The 19967-nt window shown below is 69.6% G+C and carries 6 protein-coding genes; 3 read left to right on the plus strand and 3 right to left on the minus strand.

Annotated elements, in window-relative coordinates:
* Nucleotides 1-163: 163 nt before the first annotated feature.
* From HDA45_RS31960 to HDA45_RS31970, 3 genes are all read left to right on the plus strand, one after another.
* Nucleotides 164-14740: a WXG100-like domain-containing protein gene (locus tag HDA45_RS31960; RefSeq protein WP_184901611.1), complete on the plus strand. Its 14577-nt coding sequence runs from the start codon at nucleotides 164-166 to the stop codon at nucleotides 14738-14740.
* A gap of 110 nt (nucleotides 14741-14850) precedes the next feature.
* Nucleotides 14851-15270: a hypothetical protein gene (locus HDA45_RS31965; protein WP_184901613.1), complete on the plus strand. Its 420-nt coding sequence runs from the start codon at nucleotides 14851-14853 to the stop codon at nucleotides 15268-15270.
* A gap of 109 nt (nucleotides 15271-15379) precedes the next feature.
* Nucleotides 15380-15628, plus strand: coding sequence for a hypothetical protein (locus tag HDA45_RS31970; RefSeq protein ID WP_246480854.1), 249 nt, complete (start codon nucleotides 15380-15382; stop codon nucleotides 15626-15628).
* Between the two features lie 10 nt (nucleotides 15629-15638).
* Here HDA45_RS31970 and HDA45_RS31975 read toward each other — a convergent pair whose 3' ends face one another.
* The 3 genes from HDA45_RS31975 to HDA45_RS31985 form a co-directional block, all read right to left on the minus strand.
* Entirely contained in the window at nucleotides 15639-18077 is a 2439-nt protein-coding gene (locus HDA45_RS31975; protein WP_184901615.1) for an ATP-binding protein, read from the minus strand.
* A 90-nt stretch (nucleotides 18078-18167) separates the two neighbouring features.
* Complete coding sequence (locus HDA45_RS31980) at nucleotides 18168-18809, minus strand: DUF2238 domain-containing protein (protein ID WP_184901616.1); 642 nt, start codon at nucleotides 18807-18809, stop codon at nucleotides 18168-18170.
* Between the two features lie 422 nt (nucleotides 18810-19231).
* The gene (locus HDA45_RS31985) at nucleotides 19232-19903 is read right to left on the minus strand and encodes a TetR/AcrR family transcriptional regulator (RefSeq protein ID WP_184901618.1); all 672 of its coding nucleotides are present in this window, start codon (nucleotides 19901-19903) and stop codon (nucleotides 19232-19234) included.
* Nucleotides 19904-19967: the final 64 nt, after the last annotated feature.

A 19967-nucleotide genomic window follows, 5' to 3' on the forward strand; every position in this document is an offset into this window, starting at 1 on the left:
CGAGTGCGGTTCCCGATCACGCGAGTCACGCTCACAGCCTCACCTCGGGTGACACCCGTTCATGACAGCCGAGCGGCGATACCACTCACGAGGCCTGGACGTGGAAGTGAACCGTCCACCCGGCGGCGCGCGTTCTCTCCGGTGAAACCGTTCGGAGGTAAGCGTGCCCATCAAGGTCGACCGCAGCGACTTCGGCGACGTGCCGGAATGGGCGCGCACCCTCCTCGAGGTGCTCGGCGTCTCGTGGCCCGCCGCGAACCAGCACAAGTTCCGCCGGGTGGCGCAGGAGTACGACCTGGTGACGAAGCAGCTCACCGAGCTGCCCGACGACATCGCCAGTGTCAAACGCGGGATCGACCAGAAACTGTCGATGCCCGAAGCGGGCGAGTCGTTCGACAAGAGCATGAAGCCGCTCACCGGCGGGACGCCGAACCTGCTCGGCGAATTGGCCGAAGGAACCAAGGGGATCGCCGACGGCTGCCGCAAGGTCGCGTTGGACGTCGAGTACACGAAGTTCTCCGCGATCGGCCAGCTTTTCCTGCTCGCCTACGAGATCGCGATGGAGTACGCGCTCGCCTCCGTCACGGCCGGCGCGTCGCTCGCGAATCTCACCTGGCATTACGCGCTCACCCGCGGGTATCTGCTCGTGTTGTTCAAGATGCTCGTGCGGGCGATCGTGTTCGAGATGTTCATCGGGATCACCGGCGGGCTGATCATCGACGCCGCCGTCCAGCGCCTGCAACGGGAACGCACCGAATGGGACGACGAAACCACCAAGCAGACGGCGATCTCGGGCGCGATCGGCGGGTTGCTCGGCGGCGCCGTCGGTGAACTCGGGGAGAAGCTGGGACGCAAGATCGGCAGCCTCCTCGGCAAGGATTTCGGCAAGATCGCCACCGACGATCTGCTGAAAATGGTCAAGGACATCAAACTGCCGGGCGGCGAAGAACTCGCCGACAACTGGCTGCGTGACATCGGCCGCACCCTCACCGACCGGGCAGGCAAACAGCTCAGCGATCCGGCGAGCGCGTTCACGAAGCGGGCTATCGAGGGCTTCAGTGACGAGGTGGCCGACAGGTTCGGCACCGCGTTCGGCAAGACCCTCGGCGACGACGCTGCCCGGCAACTCGGCCGGGACTACGCGCGCACCTTCGTGGACAACTGGAGCAAACGCGGGTTGGACGGCACCGGGGCCTTCAACGACAGTTTGCGCCGGGTGCTCGACCCGCACAGTGACAAGATCGGCAAAGACGCCGTCGACCTGCTCACCGACCATGTGCCGGATGTCCTGTCCCGCAACGTGGGGGACCGGCTCGGAGGCAACCTCGCGGCGAGGGCCGCCGAGTTCAGCACCGTTTTCCTGTTCGAGGGCGTTTCCGGCGTGATGAGCCAGGCGACGATGGCCGCTCTCAACGGCGAGTCCGTGTCGGCGGCCGAGTACGGGATGGGCTTCGCCGGTGGAGTGGTCGGCGGCGCCGTGAGCCACAAACTCGAAGGGATCGGCGAGCGGGGACTCGACGCGGCGGTCACCTCGCTGAAGGAGAAGTTCGGCTCGCTCGGCGACCTTTCGGCGAACACGACACTCGACACCAAAACCGGGACAGACCCGGTGACGCCCACCACGACCGCCCCCAACACCGCCCCCACTTCGGACACACGAACCGCGAGCGACACCAAAGCAGCACCGGAAGCGAAGTCCACTTCGGACACCAAAGTCACCAAACCGGCGCAGGACGTCAAGACGAGTTCGCCCGGCAAGACGACGGCCGACGTCAAGCCGCCGGAACCGAAGGCCGTGCGTACTTCCTCCGAAGCGACGGCACCGACGGACGAAGAGCGTCCGCGCACGCGCCCCGCCCCCTTGCGCACCGCTTCCGCCGAGACGGAGCAGCAGCCCGAAGTCACCACAACCACCACCGAAGCCGAGATCACCGAGACCACCGAGATCATCCAGACCACCGAGACCCAGACGACCGAGACCACCGAGACCACGACGACCGAGACCGAGACCGAGACCGAGACCGAGACCGAGACCGAGACCGAGACCGAGACCGAGACCGAGACCGAGACCGAGACCGAGACCGAGACCGAGACCGAGACCGAGACCGAGACCGAGACCGAGACCGAGACCGAGACCGAGACCGAGACCGAGACCGAGACCGAGACACAAGCCGAGTCCCAGCCCCAGCCCGCGGCCGCCGAAGCCCAGCCGAACGAGCAGACGCTCGCGCTCGCCGACCTGCCGCCGTTCCTCGCCGACGGCCAAGCGCTCGGTTCCGCGCCGGTGCTCGCCGTCGACGGCGTCGAGGACCTGCGGAACGAACTCGGCAGGCTGCTCCCCGGAGTCACGCCGGATCGGCTCGACGCGATCGGCGAGGCCGTCCGCGACGATTTCGAATCCGCGTTGAGCGGTCTCCATTTCCCGCTCCGCACGGTGGAAGGCTGGCGCGAGATCCGGATCCAGGCCGTCTTCCTCGGCGACGTGGCGAGCGAGCCGAAAGAGAAGACCAAGGCGGATCTCACCGTCCAGGCCGGTGTCACGAACGCGGAGAACTCGACGGTTTCGCATGCCGGTGACGTCGGGATGGCGGCCACGGTGCAGACACCGGCGGCCGGTCCGTACCTCACCGTGGGCGGCAAGGCGACGCTCGCGGCACCGGCGGCGGCGCAGACGGTCACCGTGTCCACCGCGGACCAGCGCGCGATCCGCTCCGGCGAAGGTTCCCGCCGCGTGGTCAGGAGCGTGGAGTTCAGCGTCAGCGTCCACGATCAGAACGGCACCGAGGTCGGCACGCGCCGCGAGCCGGTTCCGGGCAGTGTCACGCTGCGCCTGCCGGACGACCTGGTGCGGATCACCCCGGCATCCACGCAAGCCGCGACCGATCTGCACCCCGCCGTCGGGCGCGGGCTGCAGAATCCGGTGCCCGAGGCGGTCACCGGGCTCGACGGCCTGTTCACCGGCGCCACGGGCCTGCTGCACGGGTCCGTGACGGCGCTGGGCGCTTCCGGGCGGGACACGGTGCGCGCGTTCCTCGGCACCGCGAGCGTCAGGGAGCACTTCGGCGCCATGCTGGACGGCTGGGTGACTTCGCCCGCCCTGCTCAGCAAGGACGGCGGCAAGGTCGGCGCGGTGCGGATGAAGGCCGTGCTGACCGGTGCCGAACTCGTCGGCCCGACCACCGGAACCCAGCTGCGGCTGCATGAGTCGGCGACCACCGGATCGGCCGTTTCGGCCGCCACCAAACGCGGGTTCGACGTCTCGGGCGCGGTCGGCGGCGGAGGCAGTATCGCCGGAGTGCGCGTCGCCGCCGGGGTCGGCGGAGGCTTCACCTCGCGGGCGGGGGACACCACCGCGTCCGGCCGTTCGTCGACGGCGAAGTCGGGCATCCAGCTCAAGGGTGACGTCGGACTTTACCGGTTGCGGGCCGAAATCGTGGTGCAGACGCTGGACGGCCGGGAAGCGCCGCCCGTCACGGCGACGGTCTACGCCAGGGTGGGGATGGCGGAGGCGGCCGCGCAGGGCCTCCCGGTGCCGTCGGGCACCGGCACCGGCATCACCCCGCCCGCCAAGAGGAAGTTCCAGCCCGCGCACCTCGCCGCGGGCCTCGCGGCGGGCAACGTGCGCGTGGGCCGGTTCGAGGGCGCGGACGGCGTGCTCGCCGAGATTCGCGCCAGGCTCGGGGAAGTCTCGCGGTACGCGGCTCTCCTGCCCGGCTGGAACGGCCACAAGGCGGACACGGCGCGGACACTGGAGATGCTCGCCAACGAGCACCGGCTGCAGGCCGCGTTGTCCCCCTTGGCGTTGCGCAACCGGATGGACGCGCTGCTGGGAGCCGGTGTTTCGGTGACCCTCAAACGCCAGGGCGACTTCCGGGCCGACCGCGTCACCGTCACCGTCCGGCTGGAGCAGAAGACCGCCGAGCACCGAGGACAGGTCACGGAACGCGTGGTCCGCAACGCCACGACGACCAGCCCGGCGCTCGGCGCGTCCTCCTCGGCCACCAAGGGCTGGTCGGTCGGCCCGGAAGCGAAGGTCACCGTCGGCACCGGGGTCGGCGCGGCCACGCTCGGCATCGTGCCGACGGCCTCGGCGAAGTACGGCCGCTCCGTCACCACCAAGACCGGCGGCGGGCCGACGGCCGACGCGACCTCACTGAACATCGGCAGCCCCGACTCCCAGGTCTTCGAACACACGGGCCGGTTCGTCGTGACCATCACCGGATACTCCCGCGCCCGCGCGGTGGTCCGGCAGACCCTTCCCGGACTGCCGGGGACGCAGGTCCCGCAGGTCCGCCCGATCCACACGACCCCCGATGAGCCCGACGAAGGCCCATACCGGCTTCCGGCGGCCTACACGCTGCTGACGGCGGACAGTGTCACGCTGACGGCTGACCCGGCACAGTTCGCCCCCGGCCCGCCGCGAGTGCGCGCGTTCGACCCGCCGAGGTCGATCATCGGGCACCTCCAGGCCCTCACCCCGCCGGACGTCGGCGAGTGGGTCGGCGTCGAGGCCATCGCGCACACCGGCAGCGTCAGCGAAGCGGCCATGGCGGCCTTGGTGGAAGCGTCGGACGGCGACCGCGCGCTCACCCTTCCCGGCAGCGACGCCTGGGCGGGCGTCCAGGCGATGCTGAGCGCCGAGAACATCAAGGCCGCGCTGCGTTCCTTCACCCGCGGGGTGCTGAGCACGGAACTCGTCTATCCCCGGCGCGTAGCCGACAGGGTGGGCAGGCTCGGTGTCGTCGCCCGGTTGAGCAACCCCGTCTTCGTCCGCGTGGCCGACGACGCGGGCGCGGAACGCTCCACGGCGGGCGGCTCCCGGTTCGAGAGCGGCGAGAGCAAGAGCAACGGGTGGACGGTCACCGCCGGAGTCGCGGTCACCGGCGCGGCGAACGAAGATCCCGCGAGCTCCGGTACCGGTGGCGTGTCCGGAAAACCTTGGTCGAAGACGACGACCAAGGCCGACGGTCTCGAAATTTCCGCGAGCGTGGACCGCAACGTCACCACGGCGGCCGGTACGCCGAGGGTGCTGGCGCGCTTCGACATCGCCTTCACGGTGCTCGCGGAGGCGCGGCAGCAGACCACCGTGGTGCGCCCCGACGCCCGCGGTGCCGCCCGTTTCGTCGATCTTCCCGGCGCCGCTTTCGTCTGGCTCACCGAGGAACAGGCCCGCGAATACCGTCTCCTGCCCGACGCGCCGGCGACACGGCAGCGAACCGAGCGGCTCCTCGGGCCCACGACGCTGCCGCCGCGGCGGCCGGGCGCGCTGGGGCTGGGCGCGATCGAGCGGTTGCCCGATCTGTCCGGCCTGGCCCCGGCGCTGACCGCGCGGCTGTCCCGGCTCGACGTGCCGTTGCTGCCCGGCGCTTTCCTGGACGACGCGATGAACAACTGGTCGCGGCTGACCGACCTCCTCTCGCCGGACGCGGTACAGGCGCTGGTGGACAGCGCGCTCGACGGCGGCATTCCCTTGCAGGCGCAGCTGCCGAAGATGTTCACCGACCGCGGTTATCAGGTCCTGCTGGCCGCGAACGTCGTGGGTGAACCGAGGTTCCGCGGGGTGGTCAACGACGGCCGGACCATCGAGCACAGCACCGCGCGCTCGATCAAGGAAACCCGCACGGACGGGAAGGCCACCGCGTGGGCGGCCGCGCTGCGGTTGGGCGGGCAGGAGAAGTTCTCCGGTGGCGCCACGGCGACTTCGGTCGGCGGCGCGGTCACCGGAGGCGTCGGCGTGACCAAAACGATCAGTACGAACGAGGTCACCGGCAGGCAGGAAACCCACCTGCGGACCGGAACCGGTCCCGCCGCGCGGTTCGACGTCCCGATCGAGTTCACGCTCGAGGTCCGCCGTGACGGCCGCTCCGTCGCCTTCGTGGGCACCGGCGAGCGGACCCTCGGCATCCGGCTGCTGGCCGACAACCTGACGCCGGGCGCGGGTACCCTCGGGGAGCCCGGCTTGACCGGGCTTTCGCGGCGAGACGCGCTTCCCGGCGAGTTGCGGACGTGGCGCCAGGGCGGGGTGGCGAAACTGCCGGAAGCGGCGTCGGTGGAATCCGTGCGCGCCGCCGCGCGGCTGCGCGAGGTCGTACGGGAGACACTCGTCAAAGCCGGGGCGGACAGCGGTATCACCGGCTACGGCTCCGGCACGATCAACGCGCTGTGGTCCACACTGAGCCCTCAAGTGCTGCAAGCGTTCCTGCCCTCGATGACGAGCGAAAGCCTTCCTGTGCCCGCTCTCCGTGAAGCGGCCGTGCTGCGGGGCAAACGCGCGGACGTCCAGGTGCACGCCCGGCTCACCGCGCCCCGCCTGGTCGCGCTGAGCGACGGCGTCAACCTGGAGAACCCGAAGAACGCGACGGTGACGCGCTCGGCGGAGCGCAAGACGGCCGAGGTCGGCGAGGTGACCGTCGGCGGGCCGTCGGTCGCGCCGGTCAAGGATTCGGCCAATGTCGGAGGGCTGTTCACCGGCGTCGAGGGGCGCTGGGCCGACGAGCCCGCCGCCGCCACGACCGACGGCACCGCCGTATCCGCCGCCGCGAACCTCAAACCGGCCGGGCGGACCGCGCTGGTGCGCTTCGACGTGGACTACCGGGTCGTGGTCGAGGTCGGCGACCGCACCGAGGTCGTGGATCTTTCGCTGCCCGCCTCGGCGGACGTGCGGATGCCGGTCGGCGGTCTGGCGGAGGTCGGCCAGAAGCTTTCCCGTCTGCTCAAGGCACGGCAGGGGAGGGTCGCCAGGACGGCGAAGTCGTGGCGGGAGGCCGAGACCGGCGCGGAGAAGCACCGTGTCAAAGCCCAGGCCCTGGTGCGGGAACTGGGCGTCGGCATCGACTGGCGGGCCACGGTCGCCGCGGCACGGGCCGAGCGTCCCGGCACCGTCGGGGAACGGCACCACAAGTACGCGCGGCCCACCGAACAAGCGTTGCGGGAAGCGGAAAACGTCGCCGAGGCCGCGCGGACCCGGCTCGAACAGGTGCGTGCCGCCGCCGACGCGTTTCAACCCGAACTGGAGGTCGTGGCGGCCGAGGAGGTCGCGAGGACCCAAGCGGTGCTGCAGGCCGCGTGGCTGGACTTCGCCGAGTCCAAACAGGACGCTTGGTGGCTGGCGAAAGACGCGCTGGATCACGAATTCGCCCGGCTGGCCGCCCAGCCGAGCTCGCCGGAAGACGCGGCGTGGCGGCACAGCCGGGCCACGGACGCGCCGTGGTTCACGGTGACGGATCCGCTCGACCCCCGGCAGTGGGAACCGGAGCGGGCGAAGACGCCGAGGCGGGCGGTGGCCACCGAGACCGCCGACGTGCTCACCACGCTGCTCACCGGATCGGACAAGCGCTACGACGGCGTGATCCGGTACGGCGTCAGCAGGTTCGAGGTCGGCGAGCGTCATGTCACCGAATTCACCGTGCCGATCAACCTCGTGCCCGGCCCCGGCGTCACCGAGGAGCAGCTCGCGCGGTTGCGCGAACGGGCGCGAACCGGCATCGAAACCCTGATCAACAAACGTCACGGCCTGCCGAACGGCGATCAGCTGCACGTCCGCGTCGAGTTCACCGACGACCGCCTGCCCGCGGTGAACGGCGAACCGAGGTACCGCGCGTACGACGTGGTCGCCCGCGGCGACGAGCGCACCACCCAGACCACCTGGCGCCCGGACGCCACCCCGGAGGAGCTGGCCCACGAACTGCTCCACTACCTCGGCGCGCCCGACGAGGAGCACGATCCGGACCGCGTGTTCCTGAGCAAGGAAGACGACGGCACGTCCGGTGTCGTCACCGGGGACGGCGGCATCATGGGCGCCGACGTGGCAGACCCGGGGAAGGTGCCGAAACTGCTGCCGCGCCACGCCTGGCAGATCCAGCACGTGATGGAAAGCCGGCTCGGGGTGGAAAGCCGGATCGGCGACCCCGGCCAGGACGACCTCCCGGGAGCGCCGCCGTCCGTGCTCAACGACACCCAGCGAGCGATCTTGGCCAGGGATCGGCGCGAGACCTTCCGGGTCGGCGGTGACACGGTCCAGTCGAATCTGATCGAGGCGATCGCGAAGACACTGGCGCCCGATTCGCCCACGCGGCAAGCGGAACTGCGGGAACTGGGCGCGTCGCTGCGGCACGCGACGCCGAAGGAGGTCGCGCGGGCGCTGAACATCCGGCTGCGGCTGCTGACCGAACGCGGAACGACCGTCTTCCTCGGCCCCGCCCACGGCGAGCCGGTGCGCGTGGTCCTCTCGTCCTCGGCCGACTTCCTGGCCACCCGCCGCATCCCGGGGGAAGCCGAGACGAGGCCGCCGACGAGGCAGGCTCCGGTGAACCACACGTTCGGCGAGTCGGACGGCGGCGGTCAGGCCGAGACCACCGAACTCGGTGACGAGGACGGCACGGACGAGTACGCGGCCCGCTACGAGGCCGTCTTCGCCGGATTGCCGAACCTGGTGAGCACCGACGCCGGACTCGGCGGGTTGTCGCGGATCGCCGAGGGCGGACGGCTCGAGAACCACGTCGAAGCCGTCCTCGGCTCGGACGAGATCTCCGCGCTGCTGGGCCGGATCGACGCCGGGCTGACCGATCCGGACCTCCGCGCGAGGGTGCGATCGCTGGTCAACGACGCGGTCCTGGTGACCTCGCTGACACCGTCGCGGGAACGGGACGTCCGGGACAATTCCCGGCTCGGCCTGGGGACCGTGCGCGATCGCCGGGTCGTGCAGCCGCTCTCGATCGACAGGCTGCGGCAGGTACTCGGCGACCTGGCGGTGAACCTGGAGGCGGGCCGCGATCCGTTCACCGTCGAAGGCTCCACGGTGCAGGGGATCGACTACCGGCCCGGCGAGGAACTGCCGTCCCGGCTGGCCCGGCTGGGACTCACGAACGTCGAACCTGGGTCGCGGGCCGGCTTGCAGGACAACGAGCTTTTCGCGGCGCTACTGGCCAATCCCGCCGCGATGACCGAGGCCCTGTTCGCCACCACCGGTCACGACGAGCAGCACTTCATGAACACCTGCGAAGCGGCGGCCACCAACACCGACATCCGGAGCACGGTCCCGACTCTCGCCGGTCTGATCCTGGTGGGCCGTGGTGTCGCCGACGAAGTCCGGCAGCAGCTGCGCACGGTGCCGAAGGACCAGCTGGACAAGAAGGACCGGCCCTTCGGCCGGACCATCGGCGACATGGCGGCGAAACGGGTCGGCGACGCGGGCAGCCGGTTCGACGAACTCGAAAGGCGAGCGCTCCTGCTAGCGACGGCGGACGCCGCGGATCCCGCCGTCCGCAAGGAATGGGCCCGGCTCACCGGCCAGTGGGGCCGGACGCTGCAGAAGCTCGCCGGCGTGGTCCGGCTCGACCGGCGCGACGGCTCTTCCGTGCCCATCCTGACGAAGAAGATCATTCCCGGTGCTTGGGCATTGAGCGCTCCGCTCCTGCTGCCGCTCGCCGTCGACCAGCCGATGCGGCGCGCGACCGGCCTCGACGACAATCCGTTCCGCGCCGCCGTCTCGCGGCATCTCGCGCTCGCCCCTCGCGAGCAGTACCCAGGCCAGCTGCGCAACGAGCCAGAGGTGTCGCTCGCACCGCGGCTCGAGGATCCCGACGCGTTCTGGCGGTGGCTCCGGTCCGGCACCGGTGTCCGGGTCGGCACGGAGTCTCATCAGATGTTCCTCAAGGCGGCCGAAGTCGGCGGCGAGCGGATGTTCGTGCTCGGTGATCCGAAGAAGTCCCACTACGACTACCTTTCGGTCGACGGGTTCGTCCGCTGGGCGAAGCGCGACGATCTCCTGGTCGGCCGGGACGTGCTGGCGGACCGCGCCATCGTGGTGCCTTCGCGGCCGGATGCGGTGCAGGCCGTGACGCCCGAGCCCGAGACCCCCGAGCCCGAGACCCCCGAGCCCGAGTCCGCCGACAGGCTCGCCGCCGACGTGCTGGCCGAGGCGGAACGGCGCGGCTCCGGGATCCTGCTCGCCGATCCCGCCGCGGACCCGGCCGCGACCGAAGCGCAGCGGACCGCGTTCCGCGCCCTCCGCGAAGACACCCGGTTCTTCACCCTGGTCGCGCACGTCGGCCCCGAAGGTGTCCCGGAGTTCGGTGGCAGGCCGATCACCCCGGAGGTGATGACCGCCCTGCTGACGCGGCTCGCCGAGGACGGCACCTGGACGGACGGCAAGACCCTGCGGTTCGTCGCCTGCGAACTCGGTTCGCCGGACATCCAGAGCTACGTGTCCACCGTGCTGCACGGACTCGCCGACCAGGGCATCGAGACCGACGCCTACGCGGGCGACACCGCCGTCTGGTCCACGCCCGGCCAGGAAACCGGGACCGGACCGGGCGAAGTGGTGGTGGCGAGCCGGATCGGCTTCCGCGCCGACGGCCGTCCGGTGGTCACCGGCGACGGTCACTGGCTGCGTTTCCGGTTCACCGGGGACTCCGAGATCGAGATGACGGAGCACGGCGCGTACCTGGTCGCCGGCGACGACGACCCGCCCGTCTTCCGGCAGGCGCCGGGAGGGTTCGACGTCGTGCCCGTCGACGGCGGCGACCTGATCGAGAGGTCCATCCCCGGCTCCATGCCGTTCGGGGACGAGAACGACGAGGGTGGCGTCGGGAACCCGGAGACCGTGCGGACGAACCTGGCCGGGCTCGCGGCGGTGGTCGCCGCCCAGCCGGTCCCGCCGCCGGTGGAGGTGCGGGGGCGGCCGGACGATCCGCGGCTCCCGGCGATCGCCGGGGAACTGCGGTCCACCCTGCCGGAAGACACCCCGCTGGCGACGATCGCCTCCGACACGGAGCAGGACGTCGTCGTCTCGACGGTCGTCCCGCACGAGCGAACCGGACCGGTGCGGTTCGAGATCCAGTTCGCCGAGGGGGAAAAGGATTTCCCCGCCTCGCAACGCTCCACTTTGGACGACGCGGCGGACCTCGTGGTGTCGGCGGTCCGCACCGGCCGCCCGACGGTGAGCGTGGTCGGATACGGCAACGGCGGTTTCATGGACAGGGCCCGGGCGGCGAGGACGGGGCAGGCGCGCGCCGAAACGGTCGCGAACGAGCTGCGCGCCGCCGTCGACGGCAAGATGCCGGACGACTCGCCGATACCCGCGTCGCGGATCGACATCGTCCCGACGTCACGGGGACGTGATCTCGGTGACGGGCCGTTGCCGGAGAACCTCACCGCGAAGCAGGCCCGCCGTCGCACGGTGATCTCCGTCGACCTCCATCCCGCCGCGCTGGCCGCTTTCGCCGAGGCCGCGGCCACACCGCCGCCGAGGCCGTCGCCGGGAAGCCGGAACCCGTCCGGGATGTCGTCGAGGTCGACGGTCACCGTCAACTCGGTCGTGATCACCGACCCGTATCCGGGCATGATGCTGCCTCGCGACATCGTGTCCGGGGAACAGCGCCGGGTGCTGGGCATCCACGGGATGGAAATGATCCTGGTCGAGGAAGGCGCTCCGCACGACGCCTTCCGCGAAGCCGTCGCGGCCGGCCTGTCGGAAAGGTCGCCACTCGAGTACAAGCGCATCATCGGCAAACTGAAGGCCTTCGCGGAAGAACACCCCGAAGACACCGATTTCGGCCGTATCGCCGACGCCGCCGGGGTCCACGTGCACGTTCTCGCCCCGGACGGCACGTGGACCAGCCACGGCAAGAACACCGGACGGATCGTGCACGTCCTGCGAGCCGACGTCGACGGCGCGGAGTCCTACCTCGGCACCCGGGAGAACGTCCACATCGGACGGCCCTACGTGAGCTACCCCGGATCCTCGGTGATCGTGACCGGCGACGAGCGCAAGGTCGTGCACCGCGGGGAATTCGAGATCGAAACCGTCAAGGGAGAGCATCACGTCCGGCTCTACACGGCGGTGCTGGCGCCCGCCGGGAAGGGGACGGAGTTCAAGGACGTCCACCAGGACGGGGACGGCAAGGTCGAGCCGTTCAGCGGTGAGGGGCGCGAGGGCGAGAAAGAGGTCTTCTGGGTCGGTGGCGGACGCCCCCTGCGCGCGGTGCAGTGGATTTCCAAATACGAGACGGACGCCCACCGCGTGCCCGAGGTGCCGTCGGCCCTGCGGTCGTTCCTGGTGCCGCTCGACACCTTCCTGGACGCCAGCCGCCAGGCCACCGTCGAGTCGAAGTCCGAGGGCAACAAACTCTCGATGAACGTGGACCAGAACGGTGACACCAACCAGTTCGGGTTGCGGGGTGTCGACTTCGCCCGGTTGAAGGGGCGGGCTCTCGACGGCTCGCTCATCACCTACACGCACGGCGCGTCCGAGACGTCGATGCCGGAGGTCGCCGGCCGCCAGGAGGACATCGCCGACCTGTATTCCCGGCTCGGTCTCAGTCCGGACTTCCGGTCCGACCGGCTGGGCCGGAAGAACGACCCTTGGTTCAACTGGTCGGCGGACGGCCGCAAGTACTTCCGCAACGACCCGGTCGCCTTGCGGAGCTTGGCGAAGACGCTCGGCAATCACTACCACACGTGGTACGACTCGCCCAAGGTCTTCTTCGACCCGGTGACCGACGCGATTCCGGGGAACGAGGCCGACAAGGCCGCGGACAGCGAGATCCGCCGCAAGGAAGAGATGAACGTCTTCCTCAACACCCAAGGTCCCGGCAAAGCGGCCGTCGGTCAGCTGGCGTCGAAGATCGGCAAAGCGATCGACGACGCCGTCGCGCTGCACGCCCCCGACGGTGTGCCGGTGGGCCAAGCGGAGTTCAAGGAAACCGTCCAGAACCAGATCAAGGCCACTTTGCAGGTGCCGCAATACGTTCTGGCCGAGGCGATGCAAGCCGTCGCGGGAAACGCCGCGAGGCACGGGAGCTTGCAGAAGATCCGGGACGCGCTGGCCGACTACCCGGGAATCGCGGTGCGGGCGGCCGAAATCGTGACCGGGGACCTGAAGGAAACCCTCGAAGCCCATCTCGGGCAGGCGGCGATCGACGAGGAGTTCACCCAAGTGGTCCTCGGCGTCGTCCGGAAGACCGTGCACGTGCGGATCGAGCGGCTGGCGTCCGGCTGGGGCGACCAGCTGGACGCACTGGCACCGGCCAAGCGCGGGTATCTCAGCGGCGCCCGCGGTGAGGCGTTCACCAAGAGCATCCTCGACGAGCTCGGCGTCGCCCTCAGAACGCAATTCGCGGCCCCGGACTTGAGGATCTCCCAGAACGCCTTCGCGGCGCAGATCAAAGAGCACGTCGTGCCCAAGGCCATCCGCCCGGTCACCAAGAACAAGCTGGTCGGCCTCGACCCCAAGGCGTTGAAGACGCTTTTCGAGGCCAAATTGGAGAATGTCGCGTCAGAACTGGCCAAGGAGATGAAAGGCAAGAGCGGCGGCCGACTCGCCAGTGCGGAGTCCAGGGCCATCGTCTCGGCCGCGGTCGCCCCGGTGGTGCGAGCGCTGCCGTTGGACGAGGCGGCTTTCGGCAAGGTGAGCGAGAAACAAGCCGACGACTTCATGGACCTGCTCCCGGAATACGCGACGCAGGCGGAGATCGGTTCCCTCATCGCCACCGACGAAAAACGGATCAAGGTCGATTTCAACACCCGGCAGACCCGGCTCGAAAACGGCCGGATCGACGGCGATCCGTTCTCGAACGACTACGGCAGCTGGCTGGCGCGGCAGGACGACGGCTACACGCAAAAGCACGATCGGGACGTGTTCGCCGCGCACCGGCGGATCGGCGACGCGCTGACCGTGGCGATCGACACCGAGCTGTCGGGGCCGGACGACCGCTCCGCCAAGAGGATCCTCGACCGGTTCGTCGCGGACGTCGACGCGCGGGTCACCGACCCGTTCGCCAAGCTGTCGCGCAAATTCGCCGAGACGGTCAAGGTCGTCACCGGCCCCGCCGTGAACAGCTTCGGCGAGCACGCGCAGATGGTGATCAACCAGTATCTCAAGATCACCGGTGGCCACCACGACGGCGCCCGGTTCGTGCCGAGGGCGGCGGTCGTCAAGGCGATCCTGTTCCACGACATGGAGAAGGTGAACTCCAAGAACCAGTACGGCGACGCGCAGGTCCGGCACGACAAGGAGCCGGAGCACCGAGGTGCCATCGAACAGATGCGCCGCCACGAGGGCCTCTGGACCGACGAGCGTGAATTCACCCTGGTCTGCCGGTTCGTCGACTCCGACCCGTTCGGCTACTACTTCCGCGACATCGGCGTCGAGAAGAAGGCCAAAGAGAAGAAAGGGAAGGAAAAGAAGGGAAAGGAGAACAAGGGCGAGGAGAAAACCGCCGAGAACAAGACGGTCATGGACAAGCACGCCGTGTACAACTTCGTGCGGGACCTCGCGTCGTGGGCGAAACGGCCGGACGGCACGGCTCCGGACGCCCGCGACGTCCGGGAGCTGTTCCGCGAGTTCCACCAGTACTACCAGGCGGATTTCTCGTCCTACAGCGCTCAGGCGAAGTTCGTCCACGACGGTGACGGGAAGGTGTGGAACGGCTACGACAAGCTGACCGGCATGGAGGTCGTGGACGAGGCGCATGTGCTGGTGCCCGAGGAGCACCGGCTGGAGTACTCCGACGCCGAACGCGAGAACGGCAAGCTCTCGTACCGGAAGAAGTACCGGGAGCTGGAGGCCCTGTTCGACGAGGCCGTCGCCGCCGAGGAGCAATCGCGCCCCCATCCCCACCGCCGCCCCCGGCCGGAGACCACGCCGGACAGCACACCGGAGGAGGCTCCTCGCGAGTCCGGGATGGAGGAGCCGAGCTCCGACGACGTGTACAGAGAGCTGGTCCTCTCGGACATCTGACCCGCGGGCCGGAACTGCCGGACGGTTCTGCCGCCCCTCCTGCATGGTGCCCGGAGCCCCGATCCGGTGTGCTGATGTGGTCGAGTTCGCGCCCACTGGAGGAGAAGCCGGTGACCACAACGGAGGAGTTCACCCTGGCCAGGGTGTTCGACCTGGTCGATCCCGCCACTGGCCCCGGCTTCGCGCCCGGCCACCCGCTCGTCGAAGACGAAGAAGAACGCCGCGCCTTGGTCGCGTACCTGGCGGCCGGTGCCCCGGTCCTGGTCACACCGATGATGATGGACGACGTCGTCGACCCGGCCCGGACGGCGGTCGTACCGGCGGACTTCCGCACCGACGGCGAGTGGATCTGGACCGACGCCGTCACCTACTACCTGGAGCATCACCGCCTGGCACCCGAGCCGGGGTTGCTGAACCGGATCCGGGGGCGGGTGGCGGACCGGGTGCCGCCGGAGGTCGTCCGGCGTGCCGCCGGGTTCGTGCTCGAGCCGCCGGGGCCCGAGCGCCGTCCGGTGTGGAGCCAGGGCTGATCCCCGCTCTTCCTCCGGTCCTTCTGCCGGTCGTTGTTCATGGTGGCGGAGGAGCCGGTCGCGTGTACTGGAACACGAGTCGCAGAACCGCTCAACCAGAGGAGTTGACGTGTCGCTACGAATCCAAGGTCTCACCGGTCGTCCCGCCAGCGCGGACGAGGACATGGTGGCCGTTTATGTGTCCCGCGACGAAATTCGCGGTATGGACGCGAGTGAGCTCGGGGTCCGGATCGCCGCGGCCGCCGGCCGTGGGGAGCGGACCACCATCGCCGAGTTCGAACCCGCGCCCCGCTACACCATCCAGGACGTCCTGCTCGGGAACATCACCTGGGAGGAACTCACCCGTTCGTCCGCCTGACCGGGCGTGGTCACGACGCGTTGGGATGCCCGGCGAGCCTTTCGCGCAGTTTGACGGCCTCGGAGCGGTCCAATCTGTCGCAAAGGGACAGTGCGCGTTCCCTGGTGTCACGGGCGGACGCCGGGTCGCCCGTTTCCTCGGACAGGGCCGTCAGATCGCAGAGAGTGTCCACTTGGGACTTCGGTTGCCCGAATCGCTCGAACAGTGAGAGGGCCTCGGTCAGCCTGTCGCGCGCGGTCGCGTGATCTCCCTGGCGGCGCAGAAGCCTGCCGATGGCCTGGAGTGCGCGTGCCTGGCCCATGAGCGCGCCGTGGCTGCGGAACAGCTCGAGTGCTTCTTCACATTGGCCGAGCGCCGTGCCGAAAGCCTTGAGCGCGGCCAGGTTCTTCGCCGAGCGCAACAACAGATACGAGTAACTGGTGTCGTCGACGGGCGTGCGAGGGGTTTCTTGCGGCTGCCTGAAGTAGCGGACACAGAGGTCGAACTCCGTGGCGGCTTCGTCGAAGTCCCCGCTCGCGTGCCGGTAGCTGGCCCGCATCGCCCGCGCCACGTGCAGCCCGAGCGGGTAGTCGGCCTCGGCGAACAACGTGATCGCTTCGTCGAACGGCCCCCGGGACTCCGGCGGGCTGCCGCCTTGCAGGCGCGCGTTCGCCAGATAGACCCGCGCCCAGCCCTGTTCACGCAGGTCGCCCGCGTCCACGGCGGCCTCCCACGCGAGCTGGGCCATCCGGACGGCGTCGTCCGTATGCCCCATGAGGGTGGACAGCACCCAGGCCAGGTAGTTGCGCTGCACCGCTTCGTCGCGTTTGCTGCCGATCGCGAGCGCCGATTTCAGGGCGAGGTCGAACACCTCTTGCCAGATGCCTGCGTTGCCGCCGATCTCCGAGTACCAGTGCATGGCCTCGGCCAGTTCGAGGACCTGCCGGTGTCCACCGCTCGCGGCGACGCTCTTCAAGGCGGCGGACCAGTTCTTCGTTTCGACCTCGAGCCATCGGCCCGCGCCGGCGTGATCGTCGAACGACGAGGTCGTCACCGCGGGCGCGTTCATCTCGTCGGACGGCTGGAAGTAGCGGCCCGCGGCCGTCGCCGTCCGCACCAGCCAGCGGTTGAGCCTGTCCTCGGCCTCCTGCACCGCCTCGGGGGTTTCCTCCCTCGTGAGCCGTTCCGTGGCGAACACCCTGAGAAGGTCGTGGAACTGGTACCGGCCGTCGTGGAACGACGTCTGCAGCAGACTGGCGTCGGCCAGCTCCTCCAGGAAGATCGCCGCCTCGTCCTCGTCCGGCGCGTCGATGAGTTCCTTCGCGGCGCCGACCGAGAAGTCGGCGGCCGGGACGAGGGAGACCCGCCGGAAGACCCTCGCCGCTGTCGGGGTGAGCTGGCGGTAGGACAGTTCGAACACGCTGCGGACGTCGAGGTCGCCCGCCGTGAGCGTGGTCAGGCGCCTGCCCCGGTCACGGAGCTGGTCGACGAGCCGCGAGAGCGGCCACACCGGCCTGCTCGCGAGCCGGTTGCCCGCGATGCGGAGCGCGAGCGGCAGACGTCCGCAGAGCTCGACCAGTTCGGTCGCCGCCGCGCTCTCCCGCGCCACCCGCGACTGCCCGATGATGCTGGTCAGGAGCGCGACGGCGTCTTCGCGCTCCAGCACGGCGAGCGGGATCCTGCTGGTCCCTTCCAGGCCGACCAGCATCTGGCGGCTGGTGATCAGCGTGAGACAGCGCCGCCCGCCGACCAGCAGCGGACGGACCTGCGCTTCGTCGGCCGCGTCGTCGAGGACGATGAGGGTGGCGCGCTCCTTCAGCAACGCTCGGCACAGGCTCACCCGGTGGTCGAGTTCGGCCGGGATCTGGACCGCGTCGACGCCCAGTGACCGCAGCGCCAGGTGCAGGACGTCGGACGGTTCGCCCGGTTCGGACGACATCCCGCGCAGCTTCAGGAAGAGCTGGCCGTCGGGGAAGTGCCCGGCGAGATCGTTGGCCGTCCGCACCGCGAGGCTCGTCTTGCCGGTGCCGGGAGGCCCGCTCAGCACCGCGACGTGCCCGGAGCGGCGCTTGCCGCCGTCCAGTTCGCCGGCGAGAGCGCGCAGCGCGCCGAGATCGTGCTCGCGTCCTGTCAGGTCTTCGAGATCGGGTGGCAGCACGCCCGCCGAGGGCGGACCGTAGAGCCGCGTCGGCGCCACGTCCGGCGTCGGCACCGCGCGGGCCCGGCCCTGCTTCGCGATCTTCTGCAGGTGGGTCAGCTCGTCGTCGGTCAAGGCCAGCGGAGCCGCGAGGGCTTCTATCGTGCGACGTTGCGGGCTTTTGGCGACGCCGCGCTCCATGTCGCTGATCGCCCGGACGCTGACACCGGAGCCTTCCGCGAGCTCTTCTTGGGTGAGTCCGGAGCGAACGCGGTACTGGTGCAGAAGTGCCTTGAAGGTGGTGGAACCGTTGCCCAAGGCCGCGTTCGTCATGCCGGAATTATCCATGCGGACGGTGCCCGCTCAAGGACGGCCCGCAGTGATCCCGGACGCTCGAATCGGTGCGTTAACCCCTTCGGACGATCAAGTTTCGCAGGAGTGAAGAGCGGTTGGCCGCCCGGCGAGCTGCCGATCGTGCACCCGGCGCCAGACCAGCAGGGACAACGCCGCACCGCACAGGCAAAGGAACATGTCCCACTGCGTGTCCCAGACATCTCCCTGGGTGGCGAGGAAATCGTCCGCGCCGGACCCGGCGACGAGCGCGCTGAACCACTCCACGAACTCGAAACCGGCGGCGATCGCCAGGCAGACGCAGACGGTCAGGAACGCGACCCAGCCACCGGGCCACAGCGGCGTCCGGCGCAGGAGCACTTCACGGACGGCGATCGCGGGAACGAAACCCTGGACGAAATGGCCGAGCCGGTCGTAGTTGTTCCGCTGTGTGCCCATCAGTTCCTGGGCCCATTCGCCGACCGGGGTTTCCGCGTAGGTGTACTGCCCGCCGTAACACAGCACGATCGCGTGCAGCACCAGCAGCCAGCAGAGCAAGCGGGTCAGCGGAAAGCGTTTGCGCAGTGCCACCACCAGCGGCAGCCCGATCAGCACCCAGACGACTTCCAGCAGCCAGGTGCCGGGCGACGTGGCCTGGATCCCGGTCGCCACGAGTACGGCGAGTACCACACCGGCCAGGAGCGTCCCCTCGGTCCGGCCGACTCCGCGCACCATGGGAAAACCCTACAGCGGGGTGAGTCCTGCCGCCGGTCGTCAGTCTCGTGAGTGGTGAGGACTCGCCGATCCGGGCCGTCGTGAGGGCCGCGCCGGCCAGTCCGGTTGTCGCGAAAGCCACCTTCGCGACGTCTGGTGTCCCGAAAGTGGCTTTCGCGACACGGCCGCTGGGCATCACGCACTTGCGATCACTCGCACGCGGAATCCAGCAGGTACCCAAGAAACCCTTGGCTCTCACCGCCCTTACCGCTCGCGACGCCTTCCGACACTGCCCGCGCACGTTGCGAAAGTGGCTTTCGCAACATCGAAGATGTCGATGGTCCCGGTCTTCAGGCCGGGTGTCCCGCCGAGCGTCTTGGGCCCCGTCCGTCGAAGACGAGGTTCTCCAGCGGGAGGTCGCGACGGTGCGCACCTGCCACGGTTCACAGCCCGGCGCGGCCACCGCCGTCATCACGATCGGCGAGCGGGACGCTGGTCTGTCGTCGCAGGTCTTCGGCGTCCATCGCGAAGGCGAGGAAGAGGCCTTGCAATGAGCGTTTCGTGAGCTCGAGATCGTCTTCGATCGGCTGCGGGTTGGCCAGCCGGTGCAGCGCCAAGCCGTCCAGCAGGGCCATGAAGGCCTTGGCCGCGCGCCGGGAATCGGCGATGCCGAGCGAGGTGAGCAGGGGAGCGGCGGAGGCTTCGAAAGCGCTCATCGCCTCGTCGACCACGGCGCGCATGGCCGGGTTCCTGGCGGCTTCCATGTACAGCTCGTACTGGGCGACTGTCACGCCGAACTTGCCCGCCACCAGGGCCTGGGTGAGCCGTTCGCCGACTTCCAGGACGGATTCCGCGTCCCGCAGCACGTCGGCGAGCAGGTCGCGGACGACCTCGATCCGCTCGTGGATGTGGAACCGCAGCGCCTCGGCGATGAGCTCCTCGCTGGTCGCGAAGTAGTAGCCCGCCGCGGCCTGCGGCAGCCCGGCGTGCGCCGAGACCGCGCGGTGGGTCACCGCCTTGACGCCGCTGTCGCAGATCAGCCGCATCGCGGCCCGGAGCAGCAGTTCACGGCGCTCCCGGCTCCGTGCCTGCTGCTTCCCGCGACTACCGGTCATTGACTTCCCCTTCGGTCGAACCGATACTAGCGTCTCACTCTTAACTGATACGTTTGTATTAATC

The sequence above is a fragment of the Amycolatopsis umgeniensis genome (assembly GCF_014205155.1).
GTDB lineage: Bacteria > Actinomycetota > Actinomycetes > Mycobacteriales > Pseudonocardiaceae > Amycolatopsis > Amycolatopsis umgeniensis.